At 66.4% G+C, this 19780-nt stretch carries 18 protein-coding genes; 12 read left to right on the forward strand and 6 right to left on the reverse strand.

The annotated features are described in order from the left end of the window. Positions 1-24 precede the first annotated feature (24 nt). Entirely contained in the window at positions 25-924 is a 900-nt protein-coding gene (locus AAG801_RS08315) for a LysR family transcriptional regulator (protein ID WP_341887980.1), read from the forward strand. Positions 925-970: 46 nt separating this feature from the next. Here the strand turns inward: AAG801_RS08315 and AAG801_RS08320 are convergent, their stop codons facing one another. The 4 genes from AAG801_RS08320 to AAG801_RS08335 all read right to left on the reverse strand — a co-directional run bounded on the left by AAG801_RS08320 (position 971) and on the right by AAG801_RS08335 (position 4708). Further along, a complete protein-coding gene (locus tag AAG801_RS08320) occupies positions 971-1972 on the reverse strand; it encodes an NADP-dependent oxidoreductase (RefSeq protein ID WP_341887981.1) in 1002 nt (333 codons plus the stop codon). An 84-nt stretch (positions 1973-2056) separates the two neighbouring features. Beyond that, positions 2057-2887 (reverse strand): alpha/beta hydrolase, encoded by an 831-nt coding sequence (locus tag AAG801_RS08325; RefSeq protein ID WP_341887982.1) that lies wholly within the window; start codon positions 2885-2887, stop codon positions 2057-2059. A gap of 11 nt (positions 2888-2898) precedes the next feature. Next, complete coding sequence (locus tag AAG801_RS08330) at positions 2899-3885, reverse strand: MDR family oxidoreductase (RefSeq protein WP_341887983.1); 987 nt, start codon at positions 3883-3885, stop codon at positions 2899-2901. 34 nt (positions 3886-3919) lie between these two features. Beyond that, positions 3920-4708 (reverse strand): SDR family oxidoreductase, encoded by a 789-nt coding sequence (locus tag AAG801_RS08335; protein WP_341887984.1) that lies wholly within the window; start codon positions 4706-4708, stop codon positions 3920-3922. Between the two features lie 131 nt (positions 4709-4839). On the opposite strand from AAG801_RS08335, the gene AAG801_RS08340 reads away from it, so the two are divergent. The 6 genes from AAG801_RS08340 (at position 4840) to AAG801_RS08365 (ending at position 10863) form a co-directional block, all read left to right on the forward strand. Then, positions 4840-5445 (forward strand): TetR family transcriptional regulator, encoded by a 606-nt coding sequence (locus tag AAG801_RS08340; protein ID WP_341887985.1) that lies wholly within the window; start codon positions 4840-4842, stop codon positions 5443-5445. 6 nt (positions 5446-5451) lie between these two features. Beyond that, positions 5452-6471, forward strand: a complete 1020-nt coding sequence (locus AAG801_RS08345; RefSeq protein WP_341887986.1) for an AraC family transcriptional regulator — start codon at positions 5452-5454, stop codon at positions 6469-6471. Between the two features lie 158 nt (positions 6472-6629). Further along, complete coding sequence (locus AAG801_RS08350; protein ID WP_341887987.1) at positions 6630-8021, forward strand: MFS transporter; 1392 nt, start codon at positions 6630-6632, stop codon at positions 8019-8021. A gap of 13 nt (positions 8022-8034) precedes the next feature. Continuing rightward, positions 8035-8775 carry a nitroreductase gene (locus AAG801_RS08355; protein ID WP_341887988.1) on the forward strand — a complete coding sequence of 247 codons (741 nt, stop codon included), beginning with the start codon at positions 8035-8037 and terminating at the stop codon, positions 8773-8775. After that, a complete protein-coding gene (locus AAG801_RS08360; protein WP_341887989.1) occupies positions 8772-10424 on the forward strand; it encodes an AMP-binding protein in 1653 nt (550 codons plus the stop codon). Before AAG801_RS08355 ends, AAG801_RS08360 begins: the two co-directional genes overlap by 4 nt. Continuing rightward, positions 10417-10863: a MaoC family dehydratase gene (locus AAG801_RS08365; protein ID WP_341887990.1), complete on the forward strand. Its 447-nt coding sequence runs from the start codon at positions 10417-10419 to the stop codon at positions 10861-10863. Before AAG801_RS08360 ends, AAG801_RS08365 begins: the two co-directional genes overlap by 8 nt. Positions 10864-11044: 181 nt before the next feature. Here the strand turns inward: AAG801_RS08365 and AAG801_RS08370 are convergent, their stop codons facing one another. Continuing rightward, positions 11045-11749 carry a Crp/Fnr family transcriptional regulator gene (locus tag AAG801_RS08370; RefSeq protein ID WP_341887991.1) on the reverse strand — a complete coding sequence of 235 codons (705 nt, stop codon included), beginning with the start codon at positions 11747-11749 and terminating at the stop codon, positions 11045-11047. 165 nt (positions 11750-11914) lie between these two features. Between AAG801_RS08370 and AAG801_RS08375 the strand changes: the two genes are divergently transcribed. From AAG801_RS08375 to AAG801_RS08395, 5 genes are all read left to right on the forward strand, one after another. Next, positions 11915-13249, forward strand: a complete 1335-nt coding sequence (locus AAG801_RS08375; protein ID WP_341887992.1) for an ABC transporter substrate-binding protein — start codon at positions 11915-11917, stop codon at positions 13247-13249. Positions 13250-13265: 16 nt separating this feature from the next. Then, positions 13266-14294: an AraC family transcriptional regulator gene (locus tag AAG801_RS08380; protein WP_341887993.1), complete on the forward strand. Its 1029-nt coding sequence runs from the start codon at positions 13266-13268 to the stop codon at positions 14292-14294. A gap of 143 nt (positions 14295-14437) precedes the next feature. Then, the gene (locus tag AAG801_RS08385) at positions 14438-16111 is read left to right on the forward strand and encodes an AMP-binding protein (RefSeq protein ID WP_341887994.1); all 1674 of its coding nucleotides are present in this window, start codon (positions 14438-14440) and stop codon (positions 16109-16111) included. Positions 16112-16122: 11 nt separating this feature from the next. After that, positions 16123-17274: an acyl-CoA dehydrogenase family protein gene (locus AAG801_RS08390; RefSeq protein WP_341887995.1), complete on the forward strand. Its 1152-nt coding sequence runs from the start codon at positions 16123-16125 to the stop codon at positions 17272-17274. A gap of 62 nt (positions 17275-17336) precedes the next feature. Continuing rightward, entirely contained in the window at positions 17337-18587 is a 1251-nt protein-coding gene (locus AAG801_RS08395) for a lipase family protein (RefSeq protein ID WP_341887996.1), read from the forward strand. A 351-nt stretch (positions 18588-18938) separates the two neighbouring features. Here AAG801_RS08395 and AAG801_RS08400 read toward each other — a convergent pair whose 3' ends face one another. After that, entirely contained in the window at positions 18939-19769 is an 831-nt protein-coding gene (locus AAG801_RS08400) for a helix-turn-helix domain-containing protein (RefSeq protein WP_099790488.1), read from the reverse strand. Positions 19770-19780 lie beyond the last annotated feature (11 nt).

The following is a 19780-nucleotide window of genomic DNA, read 5'->3' on the forward strand; positions in this document are numbered from 1 at the left end:
TTCCATGCACTGGACGAACCGCACATGAATCTGATCTGGCTTGAAGACTTTGTGGCCTTGGCTGCCACGGGAAATTTTTCGCGCGCCGCAGAGGACCGCCACAGCTCCCAACCCGCGTTCAGCCGGCGCATTCGGGCCCTCGAGGAATGGATCGGCGCCGAGCTTTTCGACCGGAGCTCGCAACCCGCCCAGCTGACCGAAGCCGGCGAATGGTTCACCGGCGTGGCGCAGGAATTGATCGCTCGCGTCGCGCGGGTGCCGGGTGACGCCAAGAAGGTCGCCGAGGCCAGTTCGGTCACCTTGCGCATCGCGTCCACGCATGCGCTCTCGTTCACTTTTCTGCCGCGATGGTTGCGAAGCCTCGAATCGAACACGACGCTCGGGCCGGTGCAACTGATGTCCGACGTGCTCCAGCGTTGCGAAGCACTCATGCTGCAAAGCAAGGTTCAGTTTGTGTTGAGCCACGCGCACAGCAAGGCGCAAGGGGCGCTGGATGCGGAGCCGTACAGGTCGACCCGGATCGGTGAGGATCTGCTGATTCCGGTCTCGGCGCCGGACGAGAAGGGGCAGGCGCGCTATCAGCTCGCGCGTCGAGGCGACGCTGCGGTCCCCCTGCTTCAGTACACCGAGGAATCAGGGCTGGGACGCATCATGCGCGCCGTGATCGGCTGCAGGCTGGAGTCGGTTCCTGCGCAGGCCGTCTTCACGGCGCATCTCGCCTCTGTTCTCCGAACGATGGTGCTGGACGGCAGGGGGATCGCGTGGTTGCCGCAGACGCTGGTGGAGGACGATATCGACCAGGGTCGGCTTGTCGCTGCGGCGAGCAACGAGTGGGAAGTCCCCCTGGAGATAAGGCTCTATCGCGACAGCGAGCTTCTGGGGAAGGCCGCGAACGCGTTCTGGAACGCCGCCATTGGCGTGTGAGCGGGGCAAGGGCCTGATCGAAGACGCCGCTGCAGGCATGCGGCAGCTACACCACTTGCACCACAACCTTGCCCTTGGCGCGCCCACTGTCGACGTAAGCCAAAGCTTTGTGGGTGTCCTGAAACGGGAATACCTTGTCGACGACCTGGCGGATGGCGCCTGACTCGATGAGGGCCGTGATCTCGCGCAACTGCGCCCCATCGGCCCGCATGAAGACGAAGGTGTATTGGCCCCCGTTCTTCTTTGCCTTGTTCCTGATGCCGAAACTCAACAGGCGCAGCACTTGCCTGAGCGGCCAGGCCAGTCCTCGCGCGATGGCGAACGCCGGAGTGGGCGGCCCCGAGATGGAGATGAGATGCCCGCCCGGCTTGAGAACCTGGAGGGATTTGTTCAGCTCACCGCTTCCGAGGCTGTTCAGCACCACGTCGTAGTCGCGGAGCACCGTGGCGAAGTCCTGCTGCTTGTAATCGATGACGACGTCCGCGCCCAAGGCCTTCACCCAGGCGACGTTGGCCGTGCTGGTGGTCGTGGCCACGAACGCCCCGAGATGCTTGGCAAGCTGGATGGCGATGGTGCCGACGCCGCCGGAGCCGGCATGGATCAAAACCTTCTGCCCCTTTTTCAGCTGGGCGGTTTCGACCAGCACCTGCCAGGCGGTCAGGGCCACCAGAGGAAGAGATGCGGCTTCGACCATGCTGAGGTTCCTTGGCTTCAGCGCCAGCGACGATTCCTTGACGGCAATGAACTCGGCGAAGGTGCCGATGCGATCGTCGTCGGGGCGCGCATAAACCTCGTCGCCCGGTTTGAAGCTGCGAACGCGAGCGCCGACCCGCACAACCGTACCGGCCAGGTCGTTGCCCAGGATCAGGGGAAAGCGGTAGGGAAGAATCAGTTTGAATTCGCCGCTCTTGATCTTCGAGTCCAGGGCATTGATGCTCGCCGCGTGGATCTGGATCAGGACGTCATCGTCCCGCAGCTCGGGCACGGGCGTTTCGCCGATGCGGCCAACTTCATTCTTTCCGTAACGATCGATGATGAACGCTTTCATGGGCGACTTTTTTCCAGAGTGTTTGATTGAATGGGCTTCGGACAGCCCCGCTCCGCGGGGTGCGGTCGCCAAGGACGCCGTCGTTCAGTCATTGAGAAAGGCCAGCGCCTTGGGCACGAACTCGCCGTGGTACTGGAAAATCCCGCCATGCCCGGCGTCTTTGTAGATGACCAGTTGTGAGCCTGGGATGCGACGCGCCATGTCGTGACTGTTCACGGTGGGCACCATGATGTCGTTGTCGCCATTGGCGATCAACACAGGGATGCGGATGCCGCCCAGATCCTGGGGCGCCTGCCGGCCCCAGGCCTTGATGGCTTTCAGCTGCCGCAGGAAGGCAGGGGGCGTCGGCCCCTTGTCCCGCTCTGCCTTGCGCTCCTTCAGTCGCTCCAGAAAGGCTTTCGCGGCGTGGCGACCATTGGCCGTGGAGGTGAAGAACAGATAGGTCTTCGGATCGCGCAGCGTCAGCAAGCCCTTGACCATCAGCGGCCAGGAGACCGCTCCGACCCGTTCGATGCCTGTGCCGCCTGCTGGCCCCGTGCCGGTCAGGATGAGTCGGCGCACCAGGCCGGGGGCTTTCAGCACGATGTCCTGCGCCACGAATCCACCGAGGGAGAAGCCGAGCAGATCGATCTTCTCGAAACCCAGTGCGTGGATCAGCGCGATCGCGTCTCGTGCCATCGCATCGATGGTCACGGGTGCTGTTCCGCTTGAAGCGCCGATCCCCCGATAGTCGATGGCGATGATGCGATGCCTGCGAGAAAGCCCATCGACGATCCGCGGGTCGAAATTGTCGAGGACCGCGCCCCAGTGGTTGAGCAGGACCAGCGGCACGCCATCGCGCGGCCCCAGGTCGCGGTACGCGAATGCAGTCCCGTCGACATCGATCGAGAGGTTGGGAGCGTCGATGTAGGGCATGCGCGATCCGGTCAGGCGTTCACATCCACGATGGTGCGCCCCTGGACCCTCCCTGCGAGTACCTGGCTGGCGACGTCAGGAACCTCTGCCAATCCGATCACTTTGGTGGTCCGTGCCAGCTTGCCCAGATCCAGGTCGCTGGCCAGACGCGACCACGCCTGCAGCCGCGCAGGCTGCGGCGCATTGACCGAGTCGATGCCGGCGAGGGTGACGTTGCGCAGGATGAAGGGCAGAACCGATGCCGGCAGGTCCGCGCCCTGTGCGAGGCCGAAGGCCGCGACCACGCCGCGATACCGGGTCTGCGCCAGGACGTTCGCCAAGGTATGGCTGCCGACCGAATCGATGGCCCCGGCCCATCGCTCCTTGGCGATCGGTGCGCCCGCTTCGGACAGGGTGTGGCGGTCGATGACGTCCGCCGCGCCCAGCGCACGCAGGTAATCGGATTCATCGAGACGCCCGGTCGATGCGATCACGCGATAGCCCAGGCCCGACAGCAGCGCGATCGCCACGGAGCCGGCGCCGCCATTGGCGCCGGTCACCAGGATGTCGCCACGCTCGGGCGTCAGGCCGCCATGCTCCAGCGCGAGCACGGACAGCATGGCGGTGAATCCGGCGGTGCCGATGGCCATGGCGTCCCGGGTCGAAAAGGCCTCCGGCACCTTGACCAGCCAATCACCGCTCACCCGCGCCCTCTGCGCGAAGCCACCGTGGTGCGTCTGACTCAGTCCCCAGCCGGTTGCCAGCACACGGTCGCCCGCGACGAGGCCGGGATAGGTCGACGACTCGACGACGCCGGCAAAGTCGATGCCCGGAATCAGCGGAAACTGGCGAATGACCGGCGACCGGCCACTGAGCGCCATCGCGTCCTTGTAGTTCACCGTCGAGTACTCGACCGCGACGGTGACGTCGCCCGGCATCAGGTCCTCGTCGTTGAAGTCGACCAGGTTGGTTGAGATGGTGTCGCCGTTCTTGCTGGCGAGCAGTGCCTTGAATGTCATGTGCTGTCCCTTTCGTACTGGGGCTTTTGTCGATTCAGGCGGCGGTGCGATAGCGCTGCGCCACATGCGCCTGCCGGATGTCCGCGACCAGGGCCTGACGTGCCGCGTTCAGCGTTTCCCAGCGCGCGGCATCGTGCAGCGGCGGGATGGTCACGAGTTCACGGCGGTCGAATCCGGCCAGCGCGGCATCCACCAGCTCTTCTACTCCCATCAGGTCCGGCATCGCACTGACATCGACGCCCGCGCGCTCCCAGATCTCGGTACGGGTGCCGGCCGGCAGCACCGCCTGTACGTAGACGCCCTTGGGCGCGAGCTCCAGGCTCAACCCCTGGGACAGGAACAGCACGAAGGCCTTGGTCGCGCCGTAGACCGACATGCCGAACTCGGGCGCCAGGCCGACCACCGAGCCGATGTTGACGATCGCGCCTTTGCCGGCCTGCACCAGGCGCGGAGCGATGGCACTGGACAGCCGTACCAGTGAGGTGGTGTTGAGGGCGATCAGGCGGGCGACATCGTCTGTCGATTGGTCGATGAACGCGCCGGACAGCGCGGCCCCGGCGTTGTTGATCAGGGTGTCGATCCTGGCGTCCTCGCGCAGGCGCGTCTCGACGGCGGCCAGGTCGCCGGGCTGGGTCAGATCGGCCGCAAGGATATCGACGGCAACGCCGGTTTCCTCACGCAGGCGCGCCGCGAGCGTTTCCAGCCGCGCCTTGTCGCGTGCCACCAGCACAAGGTCGTGGCCGCGGCGTGCGAAGCGGTCGGCATAGATGGCGCCAATGCCGGTCGAGGCGCCCGTGATGAGAACAGTGGAAGAGGAGGTCATGTGTTGTGCTCTTGATGGGAAGTTGGCTCAATGATGTCGATCGTCATCTTTGTTGTCAAGGACTTTGATGATGAATAACATCAATGTATATTCATGGCTTCACTGATGGCACATCTAGAGAGGTCCTGGACATGAAGGTCACCAAAGCGCAGGCCCAGGCGAACCGGGCGCACATCGTCGAGACGGCTTCCACGCTGTTTCGCGAGCGCGGCTACGACGGCGTGGGAATCGCCGACCTGATGGCGTTCGCAGGCTTCACCCACGGCGGGTTCTACAAGCACTTCGAATCCAAGGCCGACCTGATGGCGCAAGCCGCGACCTGCGGTTTTGCGCAGACAGCCGCCAAAGCCGACGGCGCCGATGCGGTCGCGTTCGTCAAGCAGTACCTGTCCCGCGAGCACCGCGACGCGCCCGGCGACGGCTGCACGATGGCCGCGCTGTGCGCCGACGCCGGCCGCCAGCCGGAGGCGATCAAGACGGCGTTCGCGACCGGCATCGAAAGCGTGCTCGGCACGCTGGGCGCCCCGTTCGACGCGCCCGAACGAGGCAAGCAGCGCGCCAAGGCACGCGCCCGGCGGATCGCCCTCATTGCGCAGGTCGTCGGTGCCATCGTGCTGTCGCGGGCCTGTCCTGACGATTCGCCGCTCGCCGATGAAATCCTGGACGCCTGCCGCAGCGCCGTCCTGTCGGGACTTTCCCCGGCGGCCCCGGGCGCGTCGGATTCCCCGATCAGCTGAGTCCGTATGAAGTCTGCAGGCCAGAAGGGAACCGTGTCCATCGAACTGGTGCACGAGGCGATCCACGCCGCGGCGCTGAGAAACATGGACATCAGCAGCGTCCTCGAAAGCGCCAAGATCGACCGCGAGCTGTTGAACGCGCCGCGTGCACGCATCTCGGCGGCTGCGTACTCGCACATGTGGGTGGCGCTGGCCGACCTGATGGACGACGAGTTCTTCGGCCTCGACAGCCACGGGCTTCGCCGCGGCAGCTATGCGCTCATGACGCGCGCCGCCGTCAACGCCGACAACCTGGCGCATGCGCTGCGCCGCATCCTGAGGTTCCTCCACGCCACGTTGGACGACTTCCGCGGCGAGCTGGTCTGCGATGGCGACGAGGCGCGCGTCGTGCTGCATGACGGCGGCGTGCTGCGCCGGCTGTTCGGCTACGGGACCTGGTTCATCCTGGTCCACGGCCTGGCGTGCTGGCTCGTGCACCGGCGCATTCCTCTGCGCGAGATGCAGTTCCGATGCCCGCCGCCCGGCGACGACAGCCACTACCGCACGCGCTTCTGCGAGAACGTGAAGTTCAACGGCGAAACCACGCACATCAGCTTCGCCAGCGAGCTGCTGGACCTGAAGATCGCAGAGTCGCCCGCCACGGTCGACAACTTCCTGAGGGAAGCGCCGGCCAACCTGCTGGTCAAGTACCGCAACGATGCAAGCACCAGCGCCCAGGTGCGCAACAGGTTGCGCAGCCAGATGCCCGAGGCGTGGCCCGAACTCGAAAAGCTCGCGCAGGAACTCTGCGTTTCCGGCACCACGCTGCAACGCCGCTTGCAACAGGAGGGCGTGAGCTACCAGCGCGTGAAGGACGACCTGCGGCGGGACATCGCCATCGACCTCTTGTCGAGCGCCTCGCTGACGGTGGCCGAAGTCGCCGCGCGCACCGGCTTCCAGGAAACCAGCGCCTTCCATCGCGCCTTCAAGAAATGGACAGGCGTCAGCCCCGGCGCCTATCGTTCGTCCGCGCCCACGCCGGAATAAGCCGAAGCTGCGGCGCTCGCCGACGCTGGCTGGTGATGCCGGCATGTCCGAACGCCCCATCCAGATCGAGACGCGCGGGCATGGAAGCGCGCCGCCTGCAGAACTAACCTCCCGTCGACATCGCAACTCGCGATTGCAAAAACGACAGGAGACAAAACATGCAGCAGACCGGCAATCAGGTCGACATCCACGCGTTGGCGGGGCACTCGCGGTTCAACCGTTTCCACGGGCTCGTGCTCTGGTGGTGCGTGCTGATCCTGGTCATCGACGGCTACGACCTGGCGGTCGTGGGCGCCGCGCTGCCATCGATCATGAAAGACATGGGCGTCGATGCCACGAGCGCCGGCGTGGCCGGCTCGGCGTTGTTCGGGACCATGCTGGGCGCGATCTTCCTGGGCACCCTGGCAGACCGCATCGGCCGCCCTCGCATGATCGCGGTGTGCGTCGCGCTCTTCAGTGTCTTCACCGCGCTGACCGGGCTGGCCACCGAACCCATCGGCTTCAGCGTCGCCCGCTTCATCGCGGGCCTCGGCATCGGCGGGGTGTTGCCCATCGTGACCGCGCAGATGGGAGAGTTCGCACCGGCGAAGCTGCGCACGCGCCTGGTGACGATGGTTTTCGCGGGCTACTCCGTGGGCGGCATTCTGGTCGCGCTCACTGCCAAGCAGCTCATCGAGAGCCACGGATGGCAATGGGTGTTCTATGTGGCCGGCCTGCCCGTGCTGCTGATTCCGCTCATCCTGAAAACGATGCCCGAATCGCTGTCGTTTCTTCTCAAGAAGGGTGACCAGCGGCAGCTCGGCGAGATCGCGGCCCGGCTCGCGCCGGAGCAGCCGAACGCAGCCGGCACCGTGTATGTCGGCGCGTCCACCGACCGCTTGCACGACGCGCCAGTGCGCACCCTGTTCGACGCCGGACGCGCGTTCAGCACCGTGATGATCTGGGTGGCTTTCATGACGGGGCTGTTCATGGTCTACGCGCTGAACTCCTGGCTGACCAAGCTCATGGCCATGGCGGGATACAGCCTGGGCTCGGCCCTGAACTTCGTGATCGTCTTCAACGTCGGCGCGATCGTGGGCGCGATCGGCGGCGGCCTGCTGAGCGACAGGTTCAACATCAAGCATGTGCTGGTGGCGTTCTACGTGGTCGGGGCCGCGTCGCTGGCCGCGCTCGCGTACACGAAATCGACCGAGCTGCTGTTCGTTGCGGTGTTCGTGGTGGGCGCGTCCACGCTCGGAACGCAATTGCTGGCCTACGCGTATGCCGGCGATTTCTATCCACCGGCCGTGCGTTCGACGGGCGTCGGCTTCGCCTCGGGTGTCGGCCGCATCGGCGCCATTGCCGCGCCGATCCTGATCGGCTGGCTCGTGTCGCTGAGCTTGCCCATCGAGCAGAACTTCATGGCGATCGCGTTGGCCGGTGTCATCGGCGCGGCAGCGGTGTCGTTCGTGAACCAATCGCGCGCCGCGTCCACCCAGGCCAGGGCCGCGCGCGCAGCCACCGGCGAAGCAGGCCGTGTGGACGGGGCGATTCGCACGGCATCGAAATAGCAAGGAAACCTCAATGAACCGAATGATGGCGCCACCGCTGGATGCATACGCGCTGCGCGCAGCGGTCGACTGGGCCATTGCCACCCGGCGCAGCGTCCGGGCGTTCTTGCCCCTGCCGGTGCCCCGGGAAGAGGTCGAGGCGATCCTCTCGACCGCGCGCTACAGCGCCTCCGGCATGAACATGCAGCCCTGGCATGTGCATGTGCTGACAGGGCCTGCCAAGGCCCGTCTGTCGGCGGCGATTGCTGCACTCGACGACGACCCCGGCCGGTCGGGCGAGCTGCTCGAGCCCTACGACTACTACCCGCGCGAATGGTTTTCGCCGTACCTGGAGCGGCGCCGCAAGGTCGGCTGGGACCTCTACGGTTTGCTCGGCATCGCCAAGGGCGACAAGCAGCGCATGCACCTGCAGCACGGTCGCAACTACCGCTTCTTCGATGCGCCCGTGGGCCTGTTCTTCACGGTGGACCGCGAACTCCAGGAGGGCAGCCTGCTGGACTACGGCATGTTCCTGCAGAGCGTGATGGTGGCCGCGCGCGGCCGCAACCTCCACACCTGCCCACAAGCCGCGTTCCTGAAATTCCATCGCCAGATCGCGGACCTGCTGGACATTCCGGCCGGCCAGATGCTGGTCTGCGGCATGAGCCTGGGCTACGCCGACACCTCGTCGGTCGAGAACTCGCTCGTCACCGAGCGCGAGCCCGTGTCCGCCTTCACGACCTTCCACGACACCTCCAAGGAGACCACCGCATGAGCGCGCCATCCTATGCACGGGGCCTCGAACGCTGCGCGGCAAATCATGTGCCGCTCACGCCGCTGGGCTTTCTCGACCGCGCGGCGCTCGCGCATCCGAACCGCGTGGCGGTGGTGCACGGCGAGCTGACGCGAACCTGGGCGCAGACGCGCGAGCGGTGCCATCGCCTGGCGTCGGCGCTGGCGATGCGCGGCATCGCGCCGGGCGACACCGTGTCGGTGCTCGCGCCCAACACGCCGGCCATGCTGGAGGCCCACTTCGGCATTCCGCTGGCCGGCGCAGTGCTCAACGCGATCAACCATCGCCTCGACGCCGAAGGCATCGCGTTCATCCTGCGTCACGGCGAGTGCAAGTTGCTGTTGGTCGACCGCGAGTTCGCTGCCACGGTGGCCGCAGCCTTGAAACTGCTCGACAGTGCGCCTGCGGTCATCGACATCAACGACCACCTCGCACCACCGGGCGACCCCATCGGCGAGACCGACTACGAATCGCTGCTGGCGAGCGGAGACCCGGACTTTGCCGGCCGGTGGCCCAGCGACGAGTGGCAACCCATCGCCCTGAACTACACCTCCGGCACCACCGGAGACCCCAAGGGCGTGGTCGCCAGCCATCGCGGCACCTACCTCATGAGCCTGCTGCAGATCACGAACTGGGCGATGCCACGGGCGCCGAAGTACCTGTGGACCTTGCCCATGTTCCACGCGAACGGATGGTGCTTCACCTGGGCCGTCACCGCGGCTGCGGGCACCCATGTCTGCCTGCGCCGGGTGTCCGCCGAAGCAGTGCTGGAGGCCATCGAGCGCCACCAGATCGATCACCTCTGCGCAGCGCCGGTCGTGATGGCGATGCTCGCGGACACAGCAAAAGACACCCGGTTGCAGCGCCCCGTGCGCGTGCTCACGGCCGGTTCTCCGCCGCCGCTCGCCGTGCTGAATGCGGTGCTGGCGATGGGCTTCGACGTGGAGCACGTCTTCGGCATCACGGAGGTTTCGGGCACGCCCGTGAGTTGCGTGTGGCAGGACGGCTGGGACGACCTGGCGCCCGCTGAGCAGGGCGCGCTGCGCGTGCGCCAGGGCGTGCGCGCCGCCATGTTCGAAGGCCTCATGGTCGGCGACGCCGACACCCTCGAACCCGTCGTGCCCGACGGCAAGTCGGCAGGGGAGCTCATGCTGCGCGGCAACACCGTGATGATGGGCTACTTCAAGAACGAGGCCGCAACGCGCAAGGCGCTCGCGGACGGCTGGTTCCGCACCGGCGACGTCGCGGTCCTGCACGCCAACGGGTATGCGCAGATCACCGACCGGTCGAAGGACGTGATCATCTCGGGCGGCGAGAACATCTCGTCGGTCGAAATCGAAGATGTCGTCCATGGACACCCGGCGGTGCTGCACGCCGCCGTGGTGGCCCAGCCCGACCCCAAGTGGGGCGAGGTGCCGTGCGTGTTCATCGAACTCAAGACCGGTGTCGCCGCGCCCACCGAGCAGGAGATCATTTCGTTCTGCCGCGAGCGGCTGGCGCACTTCAAGTGTCCGCGCCGCGTGATCTTCACGCCCTTGCCGAAGACGGCCACGGGAAAGATCCAGAAGTTTCGCTTGCGCCAGCAGGCCGGAAGCCAGGACGCCATCACCCGGCTCGCCAGCCATGGCTGAGTGCGAAGCGGCCGCGGCCCTGGGGCCGGTCGGGCCCGGCTATCGCTTCTCGCGACCTCACACCTTCGACGAAGCGCAAGTGCGTGCCTTCGCGCTGGCCGCGGGAGACGAGAACCCGCTGCACCACGATGCCGCGTTTGCACAGGGCACGCGCTTCGGCGGATTGATCGCCAGCGCGACCCACACCACCTCGCTGTTGATGGGGCTGACCGCCAGCCACTTCGCCACGAAGGGGAAGGTGCTGGGCATGAACTTCTCGGTCGACCTGCTGCGTCCCGTGCGGGCGAGCGAGACCGTGCTCATCGAGTGGCGCGTGACATCGATGGCCACGCATGCGAAGGGCGGCTGCGTTCTCGAATTGCAAGGCGCGATCAAGAGCGCGGACGACCGGACCAGCGTGCTCGCACAAGGCACGGTGCTTTTCACGCCCGCCGCATGAGCGCTTTCCGCGTCAGCGTGCGCGTTCACGGGGGCATTGCCCCAACAATGAGACAAAAAATGAAGATGGCTCTTCTCACATGCCGACGCGACATGTGGCGTCCAGCTTCACCTGCACGTCGCCTGGCTAGGCGCCGTCACGCTGCGACGCAGCAGTGCCGGCACAGGGGCACCGACGAAAGCTAGTCCGATCCGCGCAGGCCCTCAAGCGACAGCACCTTCAACCCGCCGTACTCCACGCGGATGAGTCCCTTCTTCTGCAACGCGGCGAGCGCCGTGTTGACCCGTGGGCGCGACAGGCCCGCGATGGACGCGAGTTCCTGCTGCGTGATGCGCAGCATGTCGCCCACGCCGGGATACAGCACCGGATTGAACAGAGCGCTGAGGCTTCGCGCCACCCGGGCGTCGATGTCGGTCATGCGGTCGATTTCCAGTGCACCGATGAACTGCCCCAACCGCTCATTGAGCTGCCCCATCACGAAGCGGTTGAAGCCGATCGAGTGATCCAGCAGCCAATGGAAGGTGTCGACAGGAAGCGCCCCCACCAGGCTCAATCGCAACGCCTGGGAGTCGTAGCGGTAGGGTTCCCTCTTGATCATCGTGCCTTCGCCGAACCATCCGCCTGGCGGAACGCCCAGGAAGGTCATGGTCTGGCCGGCCTTGTTGTTGCTGCTCATCTTGAGCAGGCCGTGCAGCACGCCGAACCAGTAGGTCGCCGGACGGCCGAGGCGGCACACGTGCTCGCCGGGAAGAACCTCTCCGACCACAAGCTCGGCCACCGCGCGCTCGCGCTCTGCCGCCGACAGCGAAGGCAGCCACGGGATGCCTTGCAGTTCCGCGGTGGTGGCAGGACGCCGTCTTGCGGGGAGACTTTTGCTGGTGCTCATGAGAGATGGGGACGTACGGATAGGGAACTTCCCTTGGATTGTTATCGGCAAGACAAGTCCCCGTCAAAGCGGTTTCTACCATCGGCCCGAATTTCGATGCGCAGGCACTTCGCGCCATCGAGATCTCGAAGATCCGGTACCCAGGTACCTCACAAGGAGACAGCCATGACACTGAAATCGCTCGCACTGACCACCGCCTTGCTCGCCGGCGCCTTCGGCAGCGTGCTCGTACCGACGCCCGCACATGCACAAGCCAAGGAGCAGTTCTTTCCGCTGCTGGTCTACCGCACCGGCCCCTATGCCCCCAATGGCACGCCCCTGGCCAACGGCAAGCAGGACTACATCAAGCTCGTCAATGCCCGCGACGGCGGCGTCAACGGCGTCAAGCTGACCTACGAGGAATGCGAAACCGGCTACGCGACCGACAAGGGCGTGGAGTGCTATGAGCGGCTCAAGGGCCGCCCCGGCGTGGCACTCTTCGAGCCGCAGACAACGGGCGTCACCTTCGCCTTGACCGACAAGGTGCCCGCCGACAAGATGCCGCTCATTACGCCCGGCTACGGCCTCTCGATCTCGCAGGATGGTCAGTCCTTCAAATGGAACTTTCCGCTGATGGGCAGCTACTGGACTGCGGCCGACATCATCGTCCAGGGCCTGGGCAAGAAGGAGGGTGGCATGGACAAACTCAAGGGCAAGAAGATCGCGCTGGTCTATCACGACTCGCCGTTCGGCAAGGAGCCGATTCCGCTGCTGCAGGAGCGCGCGAAGATGCACGGCTTTGAGCTGCCGCTCATTCCGGTCACCGCGCCGGGCATCGAGCAGAAGTCGGCATGGCTGCAGGTGCGTCAGCAGCGCCCCGACTACGTGATCCTGTGGGGCTGGGGCGTGATGAATTCGGCCGCGCTCAAGGAGGCCGTGGCCACGGGCTATCCGCGCGAGAAGATGTACGGCGTGTGGTGGTCGGGCGCCGAGCCCGACGTCAAGGACGTGGGGCAGGGCGCGAAGGGCTACAACGCCCTCACGCTGCATGCCTCGGGCCAGCAACTGAAGGTCATGCAGGACATCCTCCAGAAGGTGCACGACAAGGGCAACGGCAGCGGGCCGCGGGACGAGGTCGGCTCCGTGCTCTACGTGCGCGGCATGCTGATGCAGATGCTCGCCGTCGAAGGTGTGCGCCGCGCGCAGGAACGCTTCGGCAAGGGCAAGGTCATGACCGGCGAGCAGGTGCGCTGGGGCCTGGAAAACCTGGCGCTGGATGCGAAGCGCCTGGAGGCCCTGGGGCTGGCCGACGTCATACGTCCTCTCGCCACCAGTTGCGCCGATCACATGGGTTCGGCCTGGGCGCGCGTGCAGACCTGGGACGGCAGCAAGTGGAACGCCAGCTCGGAGTTCGTCCAGGCGGACGAACAGATCATCAAGCCGCTGGTCAAGTCGAATGCCGACAAGTACCTGTCGGACAAGAAGATGACGCGCCGCGAAGCGGCCGATTGCCAGTCGTGATCCGAGCCGCTGCACCATGAAAACGCCCGAGCACACGAGGGGTGGCGACACCATCGCGATGTGCTTCGTGCGCGAAGCGTTGCACGAAGCCACGCAGCGCGGTGTCGACATCGGCGCCATCCTCGGCGCGGCCGGAATTCCGGCGGGGCTGTTGCACCAGGACCAGGCGCGGGTGTCGCCGGAAAGCTATGGCCGCATGTGGCACGGGGTGGCCGAGAAGACGGGCGACGAATTCTTCGGCATGGACTCACACGCGGTGCGCTACGGAAGCTTCGCGCTCGCATGCCGCTGCGCACTGGGCGCGAAGAACCTGGAACAGGCGCTGCGCCGGATCATGCGGTTCTACGGCGGCGTGATGGACGACATGCAGCCTTCCATCGAGCGGCAGCGGCAGCCGCACGAGGCTGCATTCCGTTTGAACGAACGGCCCGGCGCGCAGCGCCTGTTCGCGCACGGCACGATCCTGGTGATCTTCTTCGGCGTGGCCTGCTGGCTGGTCGGCAGGCGCATCCCCATCCTGCGCGCCGAGTTCTCGCCCGAGTCGCCCGACAGCCCCGAGGAGTACCGCCTGCTGTTCGGCCAGGAAATCCGCTTCGGCGCCGACCGCACGGCGCTGGTGTTCGAGGAACGATTTCTCGATCTGCCGGTGGTGCAGAACGAAGAGACACTGCAGCGCTTCCTGCGCGGCGCACCCACGAACTTTCTCGTCAAGTACCGCGACCAGGACAGCGCCGCGGCGCGGGTGCGCAAGGTCCTGCGAGGCACCGACGCGTCGGCGTGGCCGGATCTGCCAGACATGGCGCGAAAACTCCGGCTCGCCGAGAGAACACTGATACGGCGCCTCGCGATGGAAGGCGAGCCCTTCCAGGCCATCAAGGACACGCTGCGGCGCGATCTTTCGATCAGCCTGCTGAGCGACTCGGGCCTCAGCGTCAGCGAGATCGCCGCCAGGGTCGGCTTCGCCGAGCCCAGTGCGTTCCATCGCGCCTTCCGCAAGTGGACCGGCGCCAGCCCCGGGGCCTACAGAGCCACGCTGCCGGACTAGCCCGCTGCGCGCGAGGACATGGCAAATCCCGCCAATCACATTGGCGGGAACGCGCAATGCGCAATCGAAACCCGCGGCATAAAGTGCGGCCGAATCGGCCTCCCAAGTGCCGCACGAACACCACGAGAGACAAAGGACGCACCGTGCCATCGCCCCATTCTTCTTCGCCAGTTGCCGCCCCGGACTACGCGTCCTTCGTCGAGGCCTTCGACCTCGAAGACTTCAAGACATCGTTCGCAGGCAGCTTCGAGCACGGCATCAACGCCTGCGTCGAGACCTGCGACCGGCACGTCGCGCCGGGCCGCATCGCCCTGCGCTGGGAGGACAAGGACGGCAACACCTGCGAGCTCAACTACGAAGAACTGCAGGCCCAATCGGCGCGCTTCGCCAACCTGCTCGCAAGCCGGGGCGTCCAGCCCGGCGACAGGGTCGCGGGCCTGCTGCCGAGGATTCCCGAACTGCTTGCAGTGATCCTCGGCACATGGCGTGCGGGCGCGGTGTACCAGCCGCTGTTCACGGCCTTCGGTCCGAAGGCCATCGAGCACCGTGTCACGGCCTCCGAAGCGGTGCTGATCGTCACCGACACGGCCAACCGCCACAAGCTCGACGACAGCGCGACATGGCCCGGCATCGTCACGATCGCGCGCGGCGCGGACGAACACCTGCCGCCGGGCGATGTCGATTACCTGAGCGAAATGGCGCAGCAACCGCCATCGTTCGAGCCCGTCATGCGCGGCGGCGACGACGCCTGCATGATGCTGTTCACCTCGGGCACGACGGGTCTGGCCAAGGGCGTGGCCGTGCCGCATCGCGCGCTGATGGCCATCGGCATGTACATGCGGCTGGCCGTGGACCTGCGCGACGGCGAGTCCTACTGGAACATCGCCGATCCGGGGTGGGCCTACGGGCTCTACTTCGGCGCCATCGGGCCGCTGCTGAGCGGCAACACCACGCTCTTCTACGATGGTCCGTTCTCCGCCGAGACCGCCTACCGGTTGATCGAGAAATACGAGATCACCAACCTCGCCGGCGCACCGACCGCCTTCCGCCTCATGATGGCCGCCGACCCGCAACTGGCCGCACGCATTCGCGGCAAGCTGCGCGTGGTCAGCAGCGCGGGCGAGCCGCTCAACCCCGAGGTGATGCGCTGGTTCCGCGACGCACTCGATTGCCCGATCGGCGACCACTACGGCCAGACCGAGATCGGCATGGTGGTGTGCAACTTCCATGGGCTGAAGCACGCGGTGCATCCTGGCAGCGCAGGCTTTCCGTTGCCCGGCGTGCGCGTCGCGGTGCTCGACGACGCGGGCCACGAACTCGCACCGGGCATCCCGGGCACGCTGGCCATCGACCGCAGCCGCTCGCCGCTGTATTACTTTCCGGGCTACTGGAAGCAGGCGACGCAATCGTTTACCGGCGTCTACTACCTGACCGGCGACACCGTCGAGCTGAACGAGGACGGCAGCATCAGCTTCGTCGGGCGCGGCGACGACATCATCACGTCCGCCGGCTACCGCATCGGCCCCTTCGATGTCGAGAGCGCGCTCATGGAGCACCCGGCCGTCGCGGAGGTGGCCGTCATCGGCAAGCCCGACCCCGAGCGCACGGAGATCGTCAAGGCCTTCGTTGTCCTGCGCGCCAAGGTGGCGGCGAGCGAGGCGCTCGCGGGCGAACTGCAGCAGCTGGTGAAACGCCGGCTGGCCGCGCATGCGTATCCGCGCGAGATCGAGTTCATCGCCGAGCTGCCGAAGACGCCGAGCGGCAAGATCCAGCGGTTCATCCTGAGAAAGCAGGAAGCCGATCGGGCTTCGGCTTAGGAGCGCGGAACATGCTGCCCCGACTGCATCGCCATCGCTGGATGGACGAAGAAATCGACGCGTTTCGCGACCAGGTGCGCCGCTACATCGCCGGCGAGCTGTCGCCGCATCTCGACGGCTGGCGCCGCCAGGGCTTCATTCCGCGCGAGGTCTGGCGGCCGTTCGGGCAGATGGGTTTCCTGTTGCCCGAACTCGACGAGGCCTACGAAGGCGCCGGTGCCACGCTGGCCCATCAGCTGGTCGTGCAGGACGAGCTGGCCAGGGCCGAGTTTCCGGCCAACGTTGCCGTGCACTCGATTGCTGCGCACTACATCCTCGACTACGGCACCGAGGCACAGAAGCAGCGCTGGCTGCCCCGGCTTGCCAGCGGCGAGCTGCTGGCCGGCATCGCGCTCACCGAGCCCGGCTGCGGCTCCGATCTGAAGGCGCTGCGCACCCGCGCCCGGCGCGAAGGCAACGACTACGTGATCGACGGTGCCAAGACCTTCATCACCAACGGCTTCACAGCCAACCTGCTGGTGGTGGCGGTGCGCACCGGCGATGCCGGCAGCCGCGGTGTGTCGCTGGTGGTGCTCGAAACCGAAGACCTGCCGGGCTTTCGCGTCGGTCGGCGCCTCGAGAAGCTGGGGCAGCATGCGTCTGACACGGCCGAGCTGTTCTTCGACGGCATGCGCGTGCCGGCCGACCAGCTGCTGGGCGAGAAGGAGGGCGAGGGCTTCGTGCAGCTGATGAGCCAGTTGCCCTTCGAGCGCCTGCTGCTGTGCGTGCCGGCGGCGGCCGTGATCGAGCGTGCGCTGGAACTGACTGTGGCCTACACGCGGGAGCGCAAGGCCTTCTGCCAGACGGTGTTCGACTTCCAGAACACGCGCTTCAAGCTCGCCGAGTGCGCCACCATCGCGCACGTGGTGCGCAGCTTCGTCAACGACTGCACCCAGCGCATGCTCGACGGCACGCTCGACAACGAGGCCGCCTACATGGCCAAGTGGTGGTGCACCGAGCAACAGGGCAAGGTCGTCGACGAATGCCTGCAGCTGTTCGGCGGCTACGGCTACATGGCCGAGTACCCGATCGCCCGCCTGTACGCCGATGCGCGCATCCAGCGCATCTACGGCGGAACGACGGAAATCATGAAAGACCTGATCGCCCGAAAACTGGGTGCGTGACGCCAAGGGGCGCGCGCTCCGTAGCCAGGCGGATTCCCCATCATCGCAACGAAGGAACATCGATGAGCCGTATGCCGACACGCATTGCAAGTCTCGCCATGGCCATCTGGCATCGCGTGGGACGTCCGGGCCTGATTTTCGCGGTGCTGGCCGCTGTGCTTGGCGGGGCGGCGCCGGCAATGGCCGGACCCCTGCAGGACCCGCGCGAGGATGCTTTCTACACGCCGCCCGAAACGCTTCCGGACGGACCCCATGGCACCTTGATTCGCTCACGGCCGTTCATTCCGCTCGGCCTGCTGCTCGTCTCGGGTTGGCAGATCATGTACAAGTCCACCGACGCCAGCGGCAAGGCCATTGCCGTGACGGGCACGGTGCTGGTGCCGTGGACGCCGTGGTTCGCGGGCCATCGCCCGATCATTGCCTGGGCGCCAGGCACCCAGGGCGTCGCCGACAACTGCGCCCCTTCGCACCAGTATGCGATCGGTACCGAGTACGAGGCGATTGCAGGCGCCACGCCCCTGACACTGGCGCAGGGCTGGGCCATCGCCATGACCGACTACCAGGGCCTGGGCACGCCGGGCGATCATCCCTGGGTGGTCGGAAAGTCCGAAGGCCATGCCGTGCTCGATGCGGCGCTGGCCGCCCAGCAACTGGGCGCTGCAAGGCTCTCGGCCGACGCACCCGTCGGCATCATCGGTTACTCGCAGGGCGGGCATGCCGCGGCCTGGGCCGCGCAACTGCAGCCCGGCTATGCGCCTGCGCTCAAGCTCAAAGGCGTGTCGGCGGGCGCGGCGCCCGCGCGCCTCGATGGTCTGCTGTACACGCAATTCAACGGCGGCCTCTTCGGCGGCCTCGTTGCGTACATGGCCATCGGCATGAATGCCGCTTACCCGGAACTCGACCTGCAGTCGATCCTCACCCCGTACGGGCAGCATGTGGTGGCCGATCTGCGCGATAAGAAATGCACCATCGAAGCCGCCGCCACCTACCCGGGGTTGAGCGACGCGGTGCTGGTCGATCCGCCCGGCCTTCTGGCGCGGCCGAACTGGAAGGCACGCCTTGCCGAGAACCGGACCGGTACGCTGGCCCCCGCGGTCCCGGCCCTGGTGTATGGCGGCCTGCTGGACGAAGTCGTGCCGCATCAGGACGTCAAGCAACTGTTCGCCGACTGGTGCGCCCTCGGCGCCAAAGTCAACTTCCGCACCCTCGGCATCACCGAACACGCCACAGGCGGTGTGCTCGGCATGCCGCTCGTGCTCGACTGGATGGGACATCGCTTTGCGGGCGACAAGGTGGTGTCCGATTGCCCCTGACACGGTGGCTGCCGTCATTCATTTCATGGCACGGATCCGTTCATTCACAGGATGCGTGTTTGCACGCAAGACCGGTGCTCGTTTCCTGGCGACCACCGCGATCGCCACACTCGTTGCGTCCTGCGGCAGAGGAGGCGGTGGACGGGGTGTCTTCGGTGTTGCCTCGGGGCGTGGCGGCGGCGGGTTCAACGGGTCGATACCTGCGCTGAACTTCATCAGCCTGGGCGCGCTCCGGCAGGGCTACGTCGCCGTCGGCAGTGACTCGAGACACCAGGCCGTTGAAATCGATGCCTCGTGGGCCATCGACAACCCGCAGGCCGAGGCGCTGAGAAACGCGGGACCTGCGTCGGTTTACCGCAACCCCGACTGCCGATCCGCCGCCCCCACCAACTGCACCAAGCCCGGCCCGATCGTGTCCAGCAGCTGCGATTTCTTCCAGTGAAACCCCGGCACCGCGCAGTTGAACAGCAGCCGCCGCGGCCCGTAGCGAACGCGCGCCGCCGCTCCCGCAGCGAGCACGCCGAACCCTGAATCGCCGAGATTGATCGCGAAGCCGCGCTTGGCGTAGTTCGCGACGCTCTCGCGCACGCCTTCCATGCAACGCGCGTGCTCCTCAGGCCGTTCGCGCTTCACGCGGGCAAGGAACTCCTGGCGCTCGCCCGCAGGCAGCTGCGCCAGCCACGCACGCCCCATGGCCGTTTCGACGATGCCGCGCACGGCGCCCACGCCGGGGCGCTTGAGGGTGCCGCCTTCGTGGGCACAGGTTTCCAGGTAGACCACGTCGAGGTCGTTGGTCACGCCGACCGAGACCGCGCCTTCGATGCGGTCGGCCAGCTGCTGCATGGCCGGGCGCAGCATGGCCAGCAGGGGCGTGTTGATGACGTAGGGGTAGCACAGCGCGACGGCGGCGGGGCCGATGAAGTAGCGGTCGAGCCGCTCGTCGTGGTCCAGGAAACCCATGGCCAGCAGGGTGCGGCACAGGCGCGAGACGGTCGGGCGCGGCAGGCCCAGCTTGGTGGCGAACTCGCTGTTGGCGTGCGCGCGCGGATCGCTGACAAAGGTCTGCAGGATGAGCAGGCCTTTGGCCAGGGTGCCGGCAAAGTACGGGTCTTCGTCGCGTACCCGGCGCAGGTCGTCGGAGTCCTTCATGGGCTGGCGGCGATTCTGGGTGGGGCGGGGCATGGGTGTGAATC

It is taken from the genome of Variovorax sp. YR752, from assembly GCF_943372545.1.

Excerpts from the sequence above, each read along its gene's own strand:
- AAG801_RS08365 (WP_341887990.1), top strand. The coding sequence starts at position 10,417 with ATGGCTGAGTGCGAAGCGGCCGCGGCCCTGGGGCCGGTCGGGCCCGGC.
- AAG801_RS08360 (WP_341887989.1), top strand. The coding sequence starts at position 8,772 with ATGAGCGCGCCATCCTATGCACGGGGCCTCGAACGCTGCGCGGCAAAT.
- AAG801_RS08345 (WP_341887986.1), top strand. The coding sequence starts at position 5,452 with ATGAAGTCTGCAGGCCAGAAGGGAACCGTGTCCATCGAACTGGTGCAC.
- AAG801_RS08340 (WP_341887985.1), top strand. The coding sequence starts at position 4,840 with ATGAAGGTCACCAAAGCGCAGGCCCAGGCGAACCGGGCGCACATCGTC.
- AAG801_RS08370 (WP_341887991.1), bottom strand. The coding sequence starts at position 11,749 with ATGAGCACCAGCAAAAGTCTCCCCGCAAGACGGCGTCCTGCCACCACC.
- AAG801_RS08335 (WP_341887984.1), bottom strand. The coding sequence starts at position 4,708 with ATGACCTCCTCTTCCACTGTTCTCATCACGGGCGCCTCGACCGGCATT.
- AAG801_RS08380 (WP_341887993.1), top strand. The coding sequence starts at position 13,266 with ATGAAAACGCCCGAGCACACGAGGGGTGGCGACACCATCGCGATGTGC.
- AAG801_RS08320 (WP_341887981.1), bottom strand. The coding sequence starts at position 1,972 with ATGAAAGCGTTCATCATCGATCGTTACGGAAAGAATGAAGTTGGCCGC.
- AAG801_RS08330 (WP_341887983.1), bottom strand. The coding sequence starts at position 3,885 with ATGACATTCAAGGCACTGCTCGCCAGCAAGAACGGCGACACCATCTCA.
- AAG801_RS08350 (WP_341887987.1), top strand. The coding sequence starts at position 6,630 with ATGCAGCAGACCGGCAATCAGGTCGACATCCACGCGTTGGCGGGGCAC.
- AAG801_RS08400 (WP_099790488.1), bottom strand. The coding sequence starts at position 19,769 with ATGCCCCGCCCCACCCAGAATCGCCGCCAGCCCATGAAGGACTCCGAC.
- AAG801_RS08315 (WP_341887980.1), top strand. The coding sequence starts at position 25 with ATGAATCTGATCTGGCTTGAAGACTTTGTGGCCTTGGCTGCCACGGGA.
- AAG801_RS08395 (WP_341887996.1), top strand. The coding sequence starts at position 17,337 with ATGAGCCGTATGCCGACACGCATTGCAAGTCTCGCCATGGCCATCTGG.
- AAG801_RS08390 (WP_341887995.1), top strand. The coding sequence starts at position 16,123 with ATGCTGCCCCGACTGCATCGCCATCGCTGGATGGACGAAGAAATCGAC.
- AAG801_RS08355 (WP_341887988.1), top strand. The coding sequence starts at position 8,035 with ATGAACCGAATGATGGCGCCACCGCTGGATGCATACGCGCTGCGCGCA.
- AAG801_RS08325 (WP_341887982.1), bottom strand. The coding sequence starts at position 2,887 with ATGCCCTACATCGACGCTCCCAACCTCTCGATCGATGTCGACGGGACT.
- AAG801_RS08375 (WP_341887992.1), top strand. The coding sequence starts at position 11,915 with ATGACACTGAAATCGCTCGCACTGACCACCGCCTTGCTCGCCGGCGCC.